The organism is Phyllobacterium sp. NPDC097923, assembly GCF_044760925.1.
In the GTDB taxonomy this organism is placed as follows: domain Bacteria; phylum Pseudomonadota; class Alphaproteobacteria; order Rhizobiales; family Rhizobiaceae; genus Phyllobacterium; species Phyllobacterium calauticae.
The window spans coordinates 14,603-31,248 of the sequence record NZ_JBIWBL010000005.1 but is presented as its reverse complement, the minus strand read 5'-3'; the positions used below and the strand labels follow the sequence as shown (position 1 = coordinate 31,248).

Sequence of the window (16,646 nt, the reverse complement as noted above, 5' to 3'; positions counted from 1 at the left end):
GCGCTAGCGGCAGGCGCGATGGCCGTTGCGCCGCTGCATCAGGTCGAAGTGGAAATGGTCGCGGTGGAAAATATCGTAGCCGGGGCCGAGCACCGTGGTGAAGTAGTCGCAGGCGTCTGAGCGGACATTGTTGAGCAGGCCGCGCTGCCGGAAGGCGAAGAACCCCGGCTTCTGCACCTTGATGTCGGTGCCGTTGTTCAGGGTGATCTTGGCGATATCCAGCGCATTGCCCTTGGAATGTTCGGACATGTTGGCGCCCGGCCGGTTGCTCATGGTGCGGCAGGAATAGCTCGAGGCCTGATGAATGGTGTTGACGCCGGAGAGATAGCGCAGCCGCGTCGACGGCTGCAGGTCGCCCTTGACCCAGCGGGCAAAGGCCAGAGTCATCTGGCAGTTCAGCGTCGCACTCGGTTTCAGCCGGATCTGGCCGCTGGCGAAGCCGCTGACCGTCAGCGGGTTGTCGATACGGCACACGCCGCCATCGTTGATCGGCGCGTGCTCCTGAAAGATGACGCCAAGCTGCTTGAGTTGGGTCCGGCAGGCGATTTCACCGGCGGGTATGGCGTAGCGGCTTTCGCTGCGCGCCATGGGGTCGCGCAGACCGCCACCGGCATAGCCGTAATTCTGTTCGCGGCTGGTCAGCGCGTGGTTCTCTTCCGTCATGACGGGTTGCGCGGCGGCGAGGTTCTGTTCCTGCGCCACCGGCTGGTCGGCTTCATTGTTGGCAATGCGGTTTTCTTCACCGGCCAGGGAATTGTCAGCCATTGTATTGTCGGGGGCAGCTGTGTCGGGTGTCATGTCCGCGGCGGGCGCCACCGCTATATAGTCGCCGGACTCCGCAGGGCTCGCGCCATGGCCGACATTGGCCTGCGGACGGCGCACATCGCCCATGCCGCAGGCGCTGAGCGCGGTTGCCGTGCACAGGACAAAGACGGTCGCAAGGCGCCGCAAGGGCACGGCGGACGACAACGCAAAACTCATGTCACCACATCCTTTTCGCCTGAAACCAAGCGCAGACATGGATAAAATAAGACCAAAGTGTAAAGGAAAGGTCAGCGGCGGCGGTAATGCCTGTGTCGGCAACAAGGCAGGAATTGCACCCTAGGCGGCATCCGTCCGGTTGCGCAGGGCCGGGACGATTTCAACCGTGATCATGGCGATGAAGATCAGCGCACAGCCGATCATGCCGTGGACCGTCATGCGCTCGCCGAGGAGGATGGCGCCGAAGAGCGCCGCGAACAGGGCTTCAGAGGAAAGCATGATGGCGGCCTGCGGTGCGCTGGTATAACGCTGGCCGACCGCCTGCAGGGTGAAGGCAATACCGCAGGAGAACACGCCGCCGAAGAGGATGGCCGGCCAGGATAGCATGACCGATGGCCAGTTGAACGGTTCCATGAACGCGGCAAGGGTAAAGCCGAACACGGCGCAGGTCAGGAACTGCACGAAGGAAAGCATGAAGGGCCGGCCGTTTTCATGCGCGAGACGGTTGATGAAGATGATCTGCAGTGCCCAGAAGACGGCGCACAAAATGGTCAGCCAGTCACCGGTCGTCAGATTGTTGAGCTGTCCGCCCGACAGGAGATAGATGCCGCCCAGCGCCGTCAGCGCACAGGGCCAGACGATCGGGCTCGGCCAGCTCCAGAACAGCATGACGCCGAGGATCGGCACCATCACCACATAGAGGCCGGTGAGAAAGCCGGAATTGGTGACCGTTGTCGTGGCAAGACCCATCTGTTGCAGAACCGAGCCGATGGACAGGAACAGGCCGATGAAGATGAAACTGCCGTAATCCCGGCGGGTGAGGCGATGTTTCGCCAGCCGTGCTTCGCGCCATGCCAGCGGCGCCACGGTGAGGCTTGCCAGGGCAAAGCGCAGTCCGATGAACAGAAAGGCGCCGACATTGCCGACGGCGCTCGCCTGTGCAACAAAACCGAGGCCCCAGATGGCGCCTGCGACAAGCAGCAACAGATTGGCACGGCCTTGCGTCATGATGAATCCACAGAATATCCGCGGTCATCCCTTGCCCGCAACCTGCTCTATCGATTGCCGTGATGGACTGCAAGAGCCCCGAAGGCAGCATTGCTAACCGGCGATACAGGGAAAACTGGCCGATCCGCGACATTTTCTACTTTCTTCGTGAAATCGCCGGAAAGAGTGCTATATTAAACGACGAATGACTGAACGGTTCCGAAGTCTTGAGCTTCGGTGACCGTTTTCTTTTTGTGTCGCGCGGCCCTGGCGGGGCGCATTTGACACTTGACTGCGAAAGGAGAGGGCATGGAAAAGGTCCCGATGACTCAAGGCGGATTTGACAAGCTCAAGGAAGAGTTGCGCTGGCGCCAGCAGGAAGAGCGGCCCCGCATCATCCTGGCAATTTCGGAAGCGCGCGCCCATGGCGACCTCTCGGAAAACGCCGAGTATCATGCCGCCAAGGAAGCCCAGAGCCACAATGAAGGCCGCGTCAGCGAGCTGGAAGGCTATATCGGGCATGCCGAAATCATCGATATCTCGAAATTGTCCGGCGACAAGATCAAGTTCGGCGCCACCGTCCAGCTGATCGACGAAGATACGGAAGACAAGAAGATCTACCAGATCGTCGGCGATCAGGAAGCTGATCCGAAAGCCGGCCGCATTTCCATTTCCTCACCCATCGCCCGTGCCCTGATCGGCAAGAGCGAAGGCGACACGATCGAGGTCAATGCACCGGGCGGCGCCCGTTCGTATGAAATCGTCGGGTTCAAGTTCGCCTGATATCGTGCCGGAACCGGTAAGCAACGTCGAGGTGATCGCTCCGAATTTCAAGCGCAAGCTTTCCGGGGTCACCTCGACTATCGTGCAGCTCATTCCGCTGCAGCGGGCCAACGGCGTCAAAATCGTGGCCATGGGACCGGGTCTTCCCGACACCCTGCCGAAAATCGGGTGGCGTTCGCTGCCCGGTTTCTGGTTCAGGCCAAAGACCAGACCCTTCCGAATCTGGCATGCCCGCCGCAACAACGAGATGCTTGCGGGTATTCTGATGCGCCATGTCCTGCGCATGAAGCTGTCCCTGCTCTTTACCTCGGCAGCGCAGCGTGACCACAAGCCCTTCACCAAATGGCTGATCCGGCGGATGAACGCCGTGATTGCCACCAGCGCCAAATCCGGCAGCTATCTGCAGGTGCCGCACACCGTGATCATGCACGGGGTGGATACGGACACGTTCCATCCGCCGGCAACGCCCGAGGATGCCTTTGCCGCCTCCGGCCTGCCGGGCACATATCTTGTCGGCTGTTCCGGGCGTATCCGCCATTCGAAGGGCACGGATCTTTTCGTCGATGCCATGATCAATCTCCTGCCACGCTATCCCGCGTGGACGGCCGTCATGACGGGCCGGACAACCGCCGAACACAAGGGGTTCGAGCAGGCGCTGCGCGAGAAGATTGCCAGGGCGGGATTGCAGGATCGCCTGCTCTTTCTGGGCGAAGTGCCTGACGTGAAACTCTGGTACCGCCGCATGAGTCTCTATGTCGCGCCGTCGCGCAATGAAGGTTTCGGCCTGACGCCGCTGGAAGCCATGGCCTCGCAAACCGCCGTTGTGACCAGCGATGCCGGCGCCTATGCGGAGATGGTGGAGCGCGCCACGGGCACCGTTGTTCCGGCGGGTGACCGGCCGGCACTGGAAGAGGCCATCGAACGCTATCTCGCTGATCCGGCAAAATGCGAGGACGCCGGAAAGGCCGGGCTCGAACATGTGCGGGAACATTTCCCGCTGCAGAACGAAGCGGAGAAAATCCTGACCGTCTACGAGCGCCTGTTCGCGGGCAGCAACCGGGCCGGATCATGAAGGTTGCCGCGTTCATCATTCACCTCAAGCGTGCTGAAAAACGCGGCGCGCATGTCAGGGCATTGATGCAGCGGCTACCGGTCGCAGCGGAGATTATCGACGCCGTCGACGCGCAGCAGCTCAGCGAGGCCGAAATCGCAGCGGTCTACAGCCGGACATCCCGGCATTTCCCGCCTTATCCCTTCCCGTTGCGCACCACCGAGATCGCCTGCTTCCTCTCGCATCGCAAGGCGTGGCAGGCGATTGTCGACGGCAATCTCGATGCGGGCCTGGTCATCGAGGACGATGTCGATATCGATCCGGGCTTTGCCGATCAGCTGACGCTGGCGATGGAGACGGTAAGGCCCGGCGATTACATCCGCTTTCCGCGCTGGACGCGTGGCGAAAAGGGCGGCGAGATCGCCCGCCAGGGCGGCAATGCCGTCATGCAGCCCGCATTGCCCGGCCTCGGCATGCAGATGCAGCTGATCGGCCGTGATGCCGCGATTGCGCTGCTTGCAGCAACGAAGCGGTTCGACCGGCCGGTGGACACAACGCTGCAGATGCGCTGGCTGCATCCCGTGCGCATGTTGTCCGCCCGGCCCATCACCATTCGCGAGATCGATTTCAATCTCGGCGGCACGGTCGTCCAGGGCAAAAAGACGCTTTCGGACAAGCTGAAGCGCGAAGTGCTCCGGCCGTACTACCGTGTCTTGCTGTTCTTCTATTCGAAAATTCGCGGTTAGAGCACCATCAGCGGTTCGTTCTTGACCGCACGGATGGTCAGCGACGTGCGGACGGAATCGACGTTCGGCGTCGACGTCAGGTCTTCGATGACGAAATTCTGGAAAATGCTGATGTCGCTCGCCACGCAATGCAGGAGGAAGTCGGATTCGCCCGACACCATCCATGCGCGGCGCACGATGGTCCAGCTGTTGGTTTTTTCAGCAAAGCTCTTCAGGTCGGCGTCCGATTGCCGGTGCAGCCTGATCATGCAGAAGGCGACGATATCCTGGCCGAGGATCGAACCGTTCAGGATGGCCCGGTAGCCCTGGATGATGCCGCCTTCCTCCAGCTTGCGCACCCGGCGCAGGCAGGGCGGTGCCGATATGCCGACACGTTCGGCAAGCTCCACATTGGTGATGCGGCCATTGTCCTGAAGCTGTTTCAGGATTTTCCAGTCGATCTCGTCCAAGTCCGCCTTCAAAGGCATGGTCTGATTATATCCCTGTCAAAAAGGCGCTTACGGCGAGCACCATAGGCGATTCCTGCCGCTGTGTAATGCATTCGCATTCGGTTACAAACAGGTTCATAGCATGGACCTACCGGCTCCAGAAGCTGCGCGTAAACAGAATGACGACCGTGATGATTTCCAGCCGGCCCGCCAGCATGAGATAGCTCAGGAGCAGAAGCGAGGGGTCGCTGAGCGTCGAAAAGTTGCCGACCGGCCCGATCGTATCGCCGAAACCCGGCCCGACATTGGAAAGCGCGGTCAGTGCCCCGGTGATCGACGTGCCGAGATCGTTGCCGAGGATCGTCAGCGCCGTGGCTCCAACGATCAGAGAGGACATGTAGAGGAAGATGAAGAGCAGCGCGGATTGCGCCACCTGCGGGCTGATTTCCGCGCGGCCGTAGCGCATTTTGATGACAGCATTCGGCATGATCAGCCGCGTCAGGCTGGCGGATGCCAACTGCCAGAGAATGATCAGGCGATTGAGCTTGATGCCGCCCGACGTCGACCCGGCACAGCCGCCGATGAACGTCACGATGAAGAAAATGCCGAGGGCTTCCGGCCCCCAGCGCGTATAGTCTTCGGTTGCAAAACCTGTGGTTGAGATAATCGATACGAGGTTGAACGCGGCGGCAATCAGGGCATCGCCAAACCCGATGCCGGTTTCCAGCGTGAGCCCCACCGCCAGGAAAAAGCTCAGGGTGGCGACGATAACGAGGAACAATGTCACCTGCGGGTCGGCGAGCGAGGTCAGGCGCTGCGGCATGACGGCCTTGATGTAGAGCACGAAGGGCAGGGCGCCGAGCATCATGAAGATGGTGGCGATGACGAGAATGGCCCGGTTGTGGGCATAAAAGCCCAAGGATGAATCATGGGTGGAAAAGCCGGCGGTGGCAACGGTTGTCATGCCGTGATTGACCGCATCGAACATGCCCATGCCGGCGGCGAAATAGGACAGGGTGCACAGCACCGTCAGGCTGACATAGGCGATGATGATGCCGGTGGCGATCTGGTGGATGCGCGGCAGGATTTTCTCCGACTTGTCGGAGGATTCCATGTGCAGGAGCTGGATGCCGCCCACGCGCAGCGACGGCAGCAGCAACAGGCCGAGGCCGACGAAACCGAAACCGCCGAACCAGCACAGCAGTGAGCGCCAGAGCAGGATGCCGCGCGGCATGGCGTCGAGCCCTGTCAGCACGGTGGCGCCCGTCGAGGTGATGCCGGACATGGATTCGAACAGCGCCTTGGCGAAACTGATCGGCAGCGTCGAGAAATAGAGGGGCAGGGACCCGAGCAGCGCCGCCGTGAGCCAGACGGAAACGATCAGGAGAAAGCCGAGGCGCGGGGTAAACCGGATATCGGGATTGTGAGTGGCGAGGGCGACAAGCCCGCAGAGCACACCGGTGAAAATCGCCGATTCCACGAAGGTGATCCAGTCCCGGTTGCCGATGTGCAGATCAACAGCGGCGGGAATCAGCATGGCTGCCGCCATGACCAGACCAAATCGCGCGCAAATATTGATGATGGTGCGAAAAATGAGCGGACCTCAGAACGGGAAGAGAGACATGGGAATGTTTCATAACCGGTTCCGTCAGGCGCCACAATGCGCGCCAAACGGCAAAACACCGCGTACAAGCTGTGGCTAACCGGCCTATATCACGCGCAGACCTTGCAACGGAGGGGGCTGACCCACTACCTTATGGCATTGGAAATGATCATAAGTCTGCTCCCAACCCGTTCTGGCTGAACATCTGTTTATAGGTCTTGATATGTCACAGCGCCACGTGCCCGTCCTCATTATCGGTTCCGGTCCTGCCGGCTATACCGCAGCCATCTATGCGGCCCGCGCCAACCTGAAACCTGTGATCGTTGCCGGTCTGCAGCAGGGTGGCCAGCTGATGATCACCACGGATGTCGAGAACTATCCGGGCTATGCCGATCCGGTGCAGGGCCCATGGATGATGGACCAGATGCGCATCCAGGCCGAACATGTCGGCGCCGAGATCATTCACGATATCATCACGGAAGTGGACATTTCCGTCCGGCCGTTCCGTCTCGTCGGCGATGGCGGTACGCAGTACACCTGCGATGCGCTGATCATCGCGACCGGCGCACAGGCCAAATGGCTTGGAATCCCGACCGAACAGGCCTTCATGGGCTTCGGCGTTTCCGCCTGTGCCACATGCGACGGTTTCTTCTACCGCAACAAGGATGTCGTCGTTGTCGGCGGCGGCAATACGGCCGTCGAGGAAGCGCTCTATCTTGCCAATCTGGCAAAGTCCGTCACGGTCGTGCATCGCCGCGATCATTTCCGTGCGGAAAAAATTCTGCAGGACCGCCTGTTTGCCCGCGAAAATGTCAAAGTCGTCTGGGACAACGTCATCGACGAAATCACGGGTACGGAGGCAAAGCCGCCTATGGCAGCATCGGTTTCCGGCGTCCGCCTGAAGAATGTCAAGACAGGCGAGACGACGGACATTGCGACGGACGGTGTTTTCGTGGCGATCGGCCATGCACCGGCAGTTGAACTGTTCAAGGGGAAACTCAAGCATAAGCCGAATGGCTATCTGTGGACCGCTGCGGATTCGACGGCGACCGATGTTCCCGGTGTTTTCGCCGCCGGCGATGTCACCGACGATATCTATCGTCAGGCCGTGACAGCGGCCGGAATGGGCTGCATGGCGGCCCTTGAGGCCGAACGCTGGCTGGCGGCACAGGAACCGGTGCGCCAGGCTGCCGAATAAGGGCGTTTGAGATAAGGCCGGTTGCGATATGCGGAACCGGAATGGGGGAGAGACTGCGCCATGTCGCTTGACTGGGACAAATTGCGAATATTCCATGCTGCGGCGGAGGCTGGGTCATTCACCCATGCCGCCGAGACGCTGCATCTGTCGCAATCGGCCATCTCCCGCCAGGTGAGCGCATTGGAGCAGGATGTCGGCGTTCCCCTGTTTCACCGGCATGCGCGCGGCCTGATCCTGACCGAGCAGGGCGAGGTGCTGTACCGCACGGCGCATGAAGTGCTGATGAAGCTGGAAAACGTCCGCTCGCGCCTCACCGAAAGCAAGGACCGCCCGTCGGGCAAGCTGCGCGTCACCACGACAGTCGGTCTCGGTTCCGGCTGGCTGATCGAGCGCGTGCAGGAATTCATCGAACTCTATCCGGAAGTGCAGCTGCAGCTGCTGCTCGACAATGAGGAGCTGGATCTGACGATGCGCCACGCGGATTGCGCCATCCGCCTGCGTCAGCCGCAGCAGCCTGACCTGATCCAGCGGCGGCTGTTCACGGTGCATATGCACGTCTACGCCTCGCCGGGCTACATCGCCAAATATGGCAAGATCGAAAACATCGACGAGATCGATTCCCATCGCATCGTCAGCTTCGGCGAACCGGCCCCGTCTTACCTGACCAACCTCAACTGGCTGGAAGGGATCGGCCGGTCCGACGGCAATCTGCGGCCTGCCGTTCTGCAGATCAACAACCTCCTGTCGATCAAGCGCGCCATCCAGAAGGGTGTCGGCCTCGGCGTGCTTCCCGATTACATGGTCGAGAAGGATTCGACCCTCGTGCGCCTGCTGCCGGAGATGGAGCTGCCATCCTTCGATACGTTCTTCTGCTATCCCGAGGGAATCAAGAACGCAGCGAAATTGCACGTGTTTCGGGATTTCCTTTTCTCGAAGGCGCGTACCTGGTCCTATTGACCGGTTGTTTTCGCATTTTTGCGAAAAAATTTTCTTTCGCAAGCGGGCCGGTTCGGAGCATGATCTTGCCGGATTGCACCGCAAACACGCGCTCTCATTTCAAAAATGCCGATAAATTGTCGGTATGCATTTGGTGCATGGGTGCATTGCACAATTGGGGGATTGCAAGAAACGGTTAAAGGGCCCATATCCACATCACTAGCCGATGCGTCTCCTCCTCCCATTGCGCATCCGCTAGTGTTCCCCTCTGGAGGTTTTGCCAGAAATGGCATCCTTCAAAACTTAAGGCCGGGCAATTGTCCGGCCTCTTTTCTTTTCTGGGGTATGTTTCCAAAAAATCAGCGATAGAGCGTTTCGTTTTCGAGCCCCGTGTAGAGGGACGCGACCTGATCGCCATAGCCATTGAACAATAGCGTCGGCACGGTTTCACCCGTGTGCAGCACGCGCTCCTGTGCCTGGCTCCAGCGGGGATGCGCCACCGCCGGATTGACGTTGGCCCAGAAACCGTACTCGTTCGATGCCAGCTCCTCCCAGAAACTCACCGGCCGCTTGTCGGTGAAGCTGATCTTGCGGATCGACTTGATCGACTTGAACCCGTATTTCCACGGCAGGGCGAGGCGGATCGGCGCGCCGAACTGGTTGAGCAGGGGCTTGCCATAGGCGCCCGTCACCAGAAAGGCGAGCTCATTGGCGGCTTCCGCCATGGTGACGCCCTCCACATAGGGCCAGCTATAGAGAAAGCCGTTCTGGCCGCTGGCCATGGACGGATCGTTGAAGGTCTCGAAGCGGATGTATGTGGCCGACGCGAGCGGTTTTGCCAGCTCAACCAGCTTGGCGAGCGAAAAGCCGGTCCATGGGATGGTCATCGACCATGCCTCGACACAGCGATGGCGGTAGAGGCGCTCTTCCAGCGGGATTTTCGCTTCAAGATCGGCGAATTCCATCGTGAACGGCTTTTCCACCATGCCGTCAATGTCGATCGCCCATGGATTGGTGATCAGGCTCTGCGCTTCCGCATAAATGCCCTTGTCCGAGCCGAATTCATAGAAATTGTTGTATGTCGCGTTGATCTCTTCCGGTGTCAGGCTGCGGTCGAGCGTATAGGCATCATTGCGCCTCGCCGGATAAAGCGCCGGGTTGCCGGCGGGTTTATGCTCGGCCGCTGCGCGCGCTGCCTTTGGCAGTGCCGTGAGCGCAGCGGTTGCCAGCGCACCAAGGCCCCAGGCCTGCAGCATCGACCGCCGGTTGAAGAATGCCGCCTCCGGCGTTGCCAGGGCTTCGGCTATCGCCCAGGCGGGCTTGCGGTGGATGGCGGCCATGACTGTTCTTTCATCTCTGCGGTGTTGCGCTGGAAATATGCCATTTCCGTGCAAGAACGATCAACACAAAGCCGTGAAGCTTTTGCGGCAAAGAAAAAGGGGCCGATGGGCCCCTTTTGTCTTCAATCCGGTTGTTCGATCAGCGCAGGCTGGCGCAGAAGCGCTGGATGCGCTTGCCGGCTTCCTCGAGCTTGGCATCCGATGTCGCATAGGAAATGCGCAGGTTCGGTCCAAGGCCGAACGCCGAGCCATGCACGGCGGCAACGGCTTCGCTCGACAGCAGTTCGCTGACGAAATCCTCGTCGGTTTCGATCACCTTGCCCGATGGCGCTGTCTTGCCGATGGCGGCTGCGCAGGACGGGTAGACGTAGAAGGCGCCTTCCGGCTTGGGGCACTGCAGCAGCGGTGCCTGGTTCAGCATGGAAACGATGAGATCGCGGCGGCCTTCGAACGCCTTCTTGAACACCGGCAGGTGTTCCTGCGTGCCATCCAGTGCCTCGACGGCGGCCCACTGCGAAATCGCGCTGGTGCCGGATGTCTGCTGCCCCTGCACCATGTCCATGGCGTTGATCAGCGCCTGCGGTCCGGCGGCGTAGCCGATGCGCCAGCCGGTCATGGCATAGGCTTTCGATACGCCGTTCATGGTCAGCGTGCGGTCGTAGAGGCTCGGCTCGACCTGTGCCGGGGTGACGAACTTGAAGTCGCCATAGGTCAGGTGTTCGTACATGTCGTCGGTGAGAACCCAGACATGCGGATGACGGACGAGAACGTCGGTGATCTTCTTCAGCTCGTCCCAGCTGTAGGCAGCGCCCGAAGGATTGGACGGCGAATTGAGAATGACCCACTTGGTCTTCGGCGTGATGGCGCGTTCCAGATCTTCCGGCTGCAGCTTGAATTCATGCTGCTGCGTGGCCGAGACGATAACCGGCGTGCCGCCGCACAGCGCCACCATTTCCGGATAGCTCACCCAGTACGGTGCAACGCAGATGACTTCGTCGCCGGGGTTCAGCGTGGCGAGCAGCGCGTTGTAGATGACGTGCTTGCCGCCCGTGGAGACGATGGTCTGGCTCGGCTTGTATTCCAGTTCATTTTCGCGCTTGAACTTGCGGGTAATCGCCTCGCGCAGCGGCACGATGCCGGAAACCGGGGTATACTTGGTTTCGCCGCGGCGGATGGCGGCAATGGCGGCTTCCTTGATGTTGTCGGGCGTATCAAAATCTGGCTCGCCCACGGAGAGCGAGATCACATCCCGGCCCTCGGCTTTCAGATCGCGTGCTTTCTGGGTTATCGCAATCGTTGCGGAAACCTTCACACGGGAAAGGGCGTCGGCGAGGAATGCCATGGTATCGTTCTCCTGAAGCGGGTGTTTGACAAGGGGTAGCCGGTGTGCGGGTCTGCTATGTCGCAACAGGCGCGGAATCGCAAGCAAAAGCGTGCGCAAAAGGCTTCACATCGCGCTGTTTCTATGCAGGGTGTGACATGAAACATTCAAAGCATCACCGTCGTTTATGCGATGTTTCACGCAAACCGATGAGACCGGACACCAGCGGCGATTTTCGCCCGCCACAGGAGACCAGCCATGCCGATACTTTACTCGCAGCTCAGCTCCGGAAATTGCTACAAGCCGCGCCTGCTGATGGCGAAGCTTGGCCTGCCGTTCGAGCATGTGGCCATTTCATCGACGGACGGATCGACGCGAAAACCGGAATTCACCGCCAAGAACCCCAATGGCAAGGTGCCGCTGCTGGAGCTTGACGATGGCCGGTTCCTGGCGGAGTCCAACGCCATCCTGCTCTATCTGGCTGAGGGAACCCGGTTCATCCCCGATGATTCCTATGCGCGCGGCCTGATGTATCAATGGCTGTTCTTCGAACAATATACGCACGAGCCCAATATCGCGGTGCGCCGCGCCCTGCTTGTCTATCCCGAGCGGGCGAAGGATGCGACGCCGGAACGGCTGGCGGCAACGCTGGAAGGCGGCAACAAGGCGCTGCTCGTCATGGAACAGCAGCTGCAGAAGACGCCCTATTTCGCCGGTGACGCCATCAGCATCGCCGACATCGCGCTCTATGCCTATACCCACGACGCCAACCAAGGCGGCTATGATCTTTCCGCCTATCCGTCCGTGGCGAAATGGCTGAGCCGGGTTGCCGGTGACGACGGCCACGTGCCGATCACCTGGCTGCCGGAGGCGTCAGGCGGCTGATTTGATTTCGCCGTCCGTGCCGGTCATGCCGGGCAGGCGGGAGGCGAGGGCGTCGATGAGTACGCGCATGCGCGCCGGCATGAAGGGCGCCCGCGGCCAGACGGCATAGGTGTCGAAAACCAGCGGTTCGACGTCGGGCAGAACCCGGACAAGACTGCCGCTGCGCACCCGTTCGCGAATGAGCCAGCAGGGCAGCCACGCGAGCCCCATGCCCGCGACCGCCATATCGGCGGCGGTATCCAGATCATCGAGGATCAGCCGGGTGCGGGCCGGGGCCGCATAGCTACCGCCCTTGCCGTCAGGGAAAAGCCAGGGCCGGGTGTTGCCGTCGCGGCCATAGACAATGGAGTCGTGCCCGGCGATATCCTCGATGGCGCGCGGGGTTCCGCGTGCGGCGAGATAGGACGGCGCTGCACAGATGGTCATGCGCTGGCGTGCGATGCGGCGGGCGGTGAGGACGGCGCTGTCGGGCAGGACCGCGTTGCGGACGACGAGGTCATAGCCTTCCTCGATCAGGTCCACCGGCCGGTCGGTGAAAGACACGTCGAAGCGCAACGCCGCGTATTGGCGGGAGAGGTCGGCGATGACGGGCGCCACGCAATAACGGCCGAATATCACGGGAACGCTGATGCGCAGGCGGCCAGCCGGCTGTTCCCTGTCGGAGGCCAGGGCACCTTCCGCCATGTCGAGTTCCGCCAGGATACGCACGCAATGCGCGTAGAAGGCGTTGCCGTCGCTCGTCAGCGTGAACGCCCGCGTGGTGCGATGGCAGAGACGCACGCCAAGCCGCTCCTCCAGCCGGGCGACCGCCTTGCCGACGGCCGAGCGCGACAGGTGCAGTTTTTGCGCGGCGGCGGAAAATCCGCCGGCATCCACCACCGTGACAAACTCCTGAATACCTGCAAGCCGGTCCATTCTTCGCTCCATTGTAGAATAAAACGATACAATAATGGGTGGAATGGGCGCAACTGCATCGTGCCGCGATCATATAAAACGCTGTTCTCACCCCGGCTGGCGGGGCATGCAAGGACAGAGATGATGACGAAGACGATGAAACGCTGGACGCTGAATGGCGCCGGACGCGGCAATCTCAAACTGGTCGAGGCCGAAGTGCCAACACCGGGGCCCGGTGAAATCCTGGTCAAGGCCGCGGCAGCTTCCCTCAATTACCGCGACAAGCTGCTGGTCGATCTCGGCTTTGGATTGCCGGCGCCCCAGACGGAACCGCTCACGCCGCTGTCGGATCTGTCCGGCACGGTTGCGGCGGTGGGCGCCGGTGTGACGCGCTTTGCCGTGGGCGACCGCGTCATCTCGACCTTCCTGCCCGACTGGATCGATGGCAATGGTCCCGGCACGGCGCGCGATCCCAATGGCCGCACCCTTGGCGGGCCGATGCCGGGGGTTCTGGCCGACTATGTCGTGCTGCACGAGGACTGGGCGGTGCGGGCGCCGGACACGCTGACCGGTCTCCAGTCCAGCACGCTGCCCTGCGCCGGCCTCACCGCATGGACCGCCCTGGTCGAACGCGGCAGGCTCAGGGCCGGGCAGACCGTGGTCGTCATCGGAACCGGCGGCGTGTCGATCTTCGGCATGCAGATTGCGCTGATGCATGGGGCAGAGGTTATCGTTGTCTCCGGCGACGACAAGAAACTCGCCTGGGCCCGGGAACTTGGTGCCCATCATGGGATCAACCGCCAGAAGGAGGATTGGGTCGAAGCCGTCTACCGGCTGACCGGCGATCGCGGCGCCGACCACATCCTTGAGACGATCGGCGGCGCCCATCTCGACAAATCCCTGCGCGCGGCGGCGGTCGGCGGACGCATTTCGCTGATCGGGGTGATCGACGGTTTTGAGATATCCGGCGGCTTTGGCCCGTTTGCCCGCAAGCGTGTGGTCGTCGAGGGCATTCAGGTCGGGCACCGGCGGGCATTGGAGGATCTGGTTGCCGCGTTCGAACTGTCGGGTGCTACCCCCGTCATCGATGCCGTTTACACCATGGCGGATTTTGCCGATGCGCTCGATCATCTGGACCGCGGACCGTTCGGCAAGGTGGTTGTCGAGATCGGCTGAGGGCGCCGAGATTCACAATCGGCAGGCTCAATCCGAGCTTGCCGATTGTATGCGGTGAATATCCTCAATGAAAGGTTGCATGGGGCATGGTTTCATTCTGCCAATGGCCAGGCTCCGTTCTTGACAGCGCCCCGGGTTGGGGTACCATCCTGTTTTATTGCATTTGAACGAATTTTATTGCCTCTCATTTTCAGCACGAAGGTTGATTGCCATGAAATTATTCACGCCCGCAAAGTCTTCTTCACCCCAGCGATTTGTAGCCGAAGCCATTGATGACGTGCTTGAGCGCCGTCAGTTTCTCAAGACCCTATGTGCCTGTTGCGGATTGTTCGCGCTGGGCGTCTCGCCACTGCACGCCGCATTGAACATTCAGCCCGCCCCGGCCCGAAAGATACATGACGTCTTCGATGTGCAGGCGCGTGACATCGAAGAGCGGATGATTGCCTGGCGGCGGGATATCCATGAAAATCCGGAACTGGGCAACCAGGAGGTCCGCACCTCGGCGCTCGTGGCGCAGCACCTGAAGGCGCTTGGCTATGACGTCCGGGAGAAAGTCGCCACCACCGGTATTGTTGCGGTTTTGAAAGGTGAGGCGGGGGCAGGTCCGGTCATTGCCCTGCGTGCCGATATGGACGCCCTGCCTGTCGAAGAAAAGACCGATGTGTCGTTTGCGTCCAAGGCGCGGGCAATCTGGGATGGCGATGACGTGCCTGTCATGCATGCGTGCGGTCATGATTGTCACGTGGCCATCCTGATGGCGGCCGCTGAAATCCTCGCGCAGAACAAGGCACATCTCAAGGGAACGGTGAAGCTGCTGTTCCAGCCTGCCGAGGAGAAACTGCCCAGGGGTGAGATCGGCGGCGCCCGAAAGATGCTGGAAGAGGGCGCCTTCGCTGATCCGAAACCCAATGTTGTGTTTGGCCTGCATGTCGGCAGCAATCTTGCTGCCGGAATGGTTGGTTATTGTTCCGGTCCTGTCACTGCAGGGTCCGATGCTTTTCGGCTGACGGTGAAGGGCAAGCAGACGCATGCCGGGGCCCCCTGGAATGGTATTGATCCCATCGTCATCGCTTCGGAAATCGTATCGTCCATGCAGACGCTGGTCAGCCGTGAAACCGATGTCGTGCGCGAGCCGGCGGTTCTCAGCGTCGGCGTGTTCAAAGGCGGGACACGCTACAACATTATCCCTGCCAAGGTGGAACTGGCAGGCACGCTGCGCACCTCTGCCGAGCGGCAACGCCAACAAATGATGGAGCGCTTCACCGAACTGGCGACGCTGGTCGCTAAGGGCATGGGGGGTGAGGCAGAGGTTATCTGGGAGGCGAACGGCTATCCGCCTGTCATCAACAACCCGGAACTGACAACCAGGATGGCCCCGACGCTTGCCCGTGTTGCCGGGATAGACAACACGAAGCTGGTCGAGCGCGGCATGGGCGGCGAGGACTTCTCCTATTTCGCGCAGGCCGTTCCCGGCTTTTTCTTCAGGGTCGGGATCACGGGCAAGGGGCTGGATCCGCGGGAAGTGCCGGCCAACCACTCCGATCTGTTCCTGGTCGATGAAAGCGGCCTCATCGTCGGCTTGCGCGCCATGCTGCAACTGGTGGCTGATTACTCCGAAAGCGATATCGTCTGAGCCAGCCCGGAAATGCAAAAAGGCGGGATCAAAATCCCGCCTTTCCAAATTTGTATATTCGAAAACCTGTCGATTTTCGCGTGCGGCGATTAGCCGGCAACGCTGAGGTTGTCAGCGGACGACTTGCCCGAACGACGATCCTGTACGATTTCGTAGTTGACCTTCTGACCGTCATTGAGGCCGCGCAGTCCTGCGCGCTCAACAGCGGAGATGTGTACGAATACGTCTGCACCGCCGGTGTCAGGCTGGATGAAACCATAGCCCTTAGTGCTGTTGAACCATTTCACTGTTCCCGTAGCCATGGGAAATTCCTTTCAGAGATATAAGACAGGCAACATACAGCTATGCTGCCCAGGGAATCGAACCTATGCAATGGAGTTCATCAGGAAGCGCAACGGGTTACGCAGGTCGCAAAGTCACTCGACCGATAAATCGATGCGGGATACATAAGACAGAATCGGAGCCGAAACAAGCGGGATTCAAATCGGCCGCATGTGCCCGTCACGCGCCCGCCCTTGACCGGGCGGAATTCAGCCTTACTTCCCTTGGGTAAATCCGGCGCTTTATCCGGTGCAATCCAATCAACAATGATAAAGTGGAGAGGCCGAATCACGGTCGTCCACGGGGCTAGAGCCTTTCCTGCCTAAATAGAATCGTTCTGCCGGAGGGAATTTGGTTCAAGGG

Annotated in this window: 16 protein-coding genes; 8 read left to right on the top strand and 8 right to left on the bottom strand. The window is 60.6% G+C overall.

The genetic code is table 11. The features are described 5' to 3' along the window. Nucleotides 1-3: 3 nt before the first annotated feature. Both ACIQWS_RS20505 and ACIQWS_RS20500 read right to left on the bottom strand, forming a co-directional pair. The gene (locus tag ACIQWS_RS20505; protein WP_403183824.1) at nucleotides 4-981 is read right to left on the bottom strand and encodes an extensin family protein; all 978 of its coding nucleotides are present in this window, start codon (nucleotides 979-981) and stop codon (nucleotides 4-6) included. A 120-nt stretch (nucleotides 982-1,101) separates the two neighbouring features. Continuing rightward, entirely contained in the window at nucleotides 1,102-1,989 is an 888-nt protein-coding gene (locus ACIQWS_RS20500; protein WP_223612612.1) for a DMT family transporter, read from the bottom strand. A gap of 288 nt (nucleotides 1,990-2,277) precedes the next feature. Between ACIQWS_RS20500 and greA the strand changes: the two genes are divergently transcribed. The 3 genes from greA to ACIQWS_RS20485 are packed head-to-tail and all read left to right on the top strand — an operon-like array spanning nucleotide 2,278 to nucleotide 4,548. Further along, nucleotides 2,278-2,751, top strand: a complete 474-nt coding sequence (gene greA / locus ACIQWS_RS20495) for a transcription elongation factor GreA (RefSeq protein ID WP_112526015.1) — start codon at nucleotides 2,278-2,280, stop codon at nucleotides 2,749-2,751. Then, nucleotides 2,723-3,823: a glycosyltransferase family 4 protein gene (locus tag ACIQWS_RS20490; RefSeq protein ID WP_403183819.1), complete on the top strand. Its 1,101-nt coding sequence runs from the start codon at nucleotides 2,723-2,725 to the stop codon at nucleotides 3,821-3,823. Before greA ends, ACIQWS_RS20490 begins: the two co-directional genes overlap by 29 nt. After that, nucleotides 3,820-4,548: a glycosyltransferase family 25 protein gene (locus ACIQWS_RS20485; RefSeq protein WP_403183815.1), complete on the top strand. Its 729-nt coding sequence runs from the start codon at nucleotides 3,820-3,822 to the stop codon at nucleotides 4,546-4,548. Before ACIQWS_RS20490 ends, ACIQWS_RS20485 begins: the two co-directional genes overlap by 4 nt. Here the strand turns inward: ACIQWS_RS20485 and ACIQWS_RS20480 are convergent. Then, nucleotides 4,545-5,015: an Lrp/AsnC family transcriptional regulator gene (locus ACIQWS_RS20480; RefSeq protein WP_223612615.1), complete on the bottom strand. Its 471-nt coding sequence runs from the start codon at nucleotides 5,013-5,015 to the stop codon at nucleotides 4,545-4,547. The two genes, ACIQWS_RS20485 and ACIQWS_RS20480, sit on opposite strands and share 4 nt — an antisense overlap. 109 nt (nucleotides 5,016-5,124) lie before the next feature. Continuing rightward, a complete protein-coding gene (locus ACIQWS_RS20475; protein ID WP_403183811.1) occupies nucleotides 5,125-6,525 on the bottom strand; it encodes a TrkH family potassium uptake protein in 1,401 nt (466 codons plus the stop codon). Nucleotides 6,526-6,802: 277 nt separating this feature from the next. On the opposite strand from ACIQWS_RS20475, the gene trxB reads away from it, so the two are divergent. Both trxB and ACIQWS_RS20465 read left to right on the top strand, forming a co-directional pair. Continuing rightward, nucleotides 6,803-7,777, top strand: a complete 975-nt coding sequence (trxB, locus tag ACIQWS_RS20470) for a thioredoxin-disulfide reductase (RefSeq protein WP_346307438.1) — start codon at nucleotides 6,803-6,805, stop codon at nucleotides 7,775-7,777. A 60-nt stretch (nucleotides 7,778-7,837) separates the two neighbouring features. After that, nucleotides 7,838-8,734: a LysR family transcriptional regulator gene (locus ACIQWS_RS20465; protein ID WP_105732078.1), complete on the top strand. Its 897-nt coding sequence runs from the start codon at nucleotides 7,838-7,840 to the stop codon at nucleotides 8,732-8,734. Between the two features lie 338 nt (nucleotides 8,735-9,072). On the opposite strand, the gene msrP is transcribed toward ACIQWS_RS20465, so the two are convergent. Further along, nucleotides 9,073-10,053: a protein-methionine-sulfoxide reductase catalytic subunit MsrP gene (gene msrP, locus ACIQWS_RS20460; protein ID WP_403183803.1), complete on the bottom strand. Its 981-nt coding sequence runs from the start codon at nucleotides 10,051-10,053 to the stop codon at nucleotides 9,073-9,075. Nucleotides 10,054-10,192: 139 nt separating this feature from the next. Then, nucleotides 10,193-11,395 carry a pyridoxal phosphate-dependent aminotransferase gene (locus tag ACIQWS_RS20455; RefSeq protein WP_288193566.1) on the bottom strand — a complete coding sequence of 401 codons (1,203 nt, stop codon included), beginning with the start codon at nucleotides 11,393-11,395 and terminating at the stop codon, nucleotides 10,193-10,195. A gap of 237 nt (nucleotides 11,396-11,632) precedes the next feature. On the opposite strand from ACIQWS_RS20455, the gene ACIQWS_RS20450 reads away from it, so the two are divergent. Next, on the top strand, nucleotides 11,633-12,259 hold the full coding sequence (locus ACIQWS_RS20450; protein ID WP_403183799.1) for a glutathione S-transferase family protein: 627 nt from the start codon (nucleotides 11,633-11,635) through the stop codon (nucleotides 12,257-12,259). Here ACIQWS_RS20450 and ACIQWS_RS20445 read toward each other — a convergent pair. Continuing rightward, nucleotides 12,248-13,174 (bottom strand): LysR family transcriptional regulator, encoded by a 927-nt coding sequence (locus ACIQWS_RS20445; protein ID WP_403183796.1) that lies wholly within the window; start codon nucleotides 13,172-13,174, stop codon nucleotides 12,248-12,250. The two genes, ACIQWS_RS20450 and ACIQWS_RS20445, sit on opposite strands and share 12 nt — an antisense overlap. A 123-nt stretch (nucleotides 13,175-13,297) precedes the next feature. Between ACIQWS_RS20445 and ACIQWS_RS20440 the strand changes: the two genes are divergently transcribed. Continuing rightward, a complete protein-coding gene (locus ACIQWS_RS20440) occupies nucleotides 13,298-14,329 on the top strand; it encodes an NAD(P)-dependent alcohol dehydrogenase (protein ID WP_403183793.1) in 1,032 nt (343 codons plus the stop codon). Between the two features lie 211 nt (nucleotides 14,330-14,540). Continuing rightward, nucleotides 14,541-15,962, top strand: coding sequence for an amidohydrolase (locus ACIQWS_RS20435; RefSeq protein ID WP_403183789.1), 1,422 nt, complete (start codon nucleotides 14,541-14,543; stop codon nucleotides 15,960-15,962). An 89-nt stretch (nucleotides 15,963-16,051) separates the two neighbouring features. On the opposite strand, the gene ACIQWS_RS20430 is transcribed toward ACIQWS_RS20435, so the two are convergent. Continuing rightward, complete coding sequence (locus ACIQWS_RS20430) at nucleotides 16,052-16,264, bottom strand: cold-shock protein (RefSeq protein WP_027233379.1); 213 nt, start codon at nucleotides 16,262-16,264, stop codon at nucleotides 16,052-16,054. Between the last annotated feature and the right edge of the window lie 382 nt (nucleotides 16,265-16,646).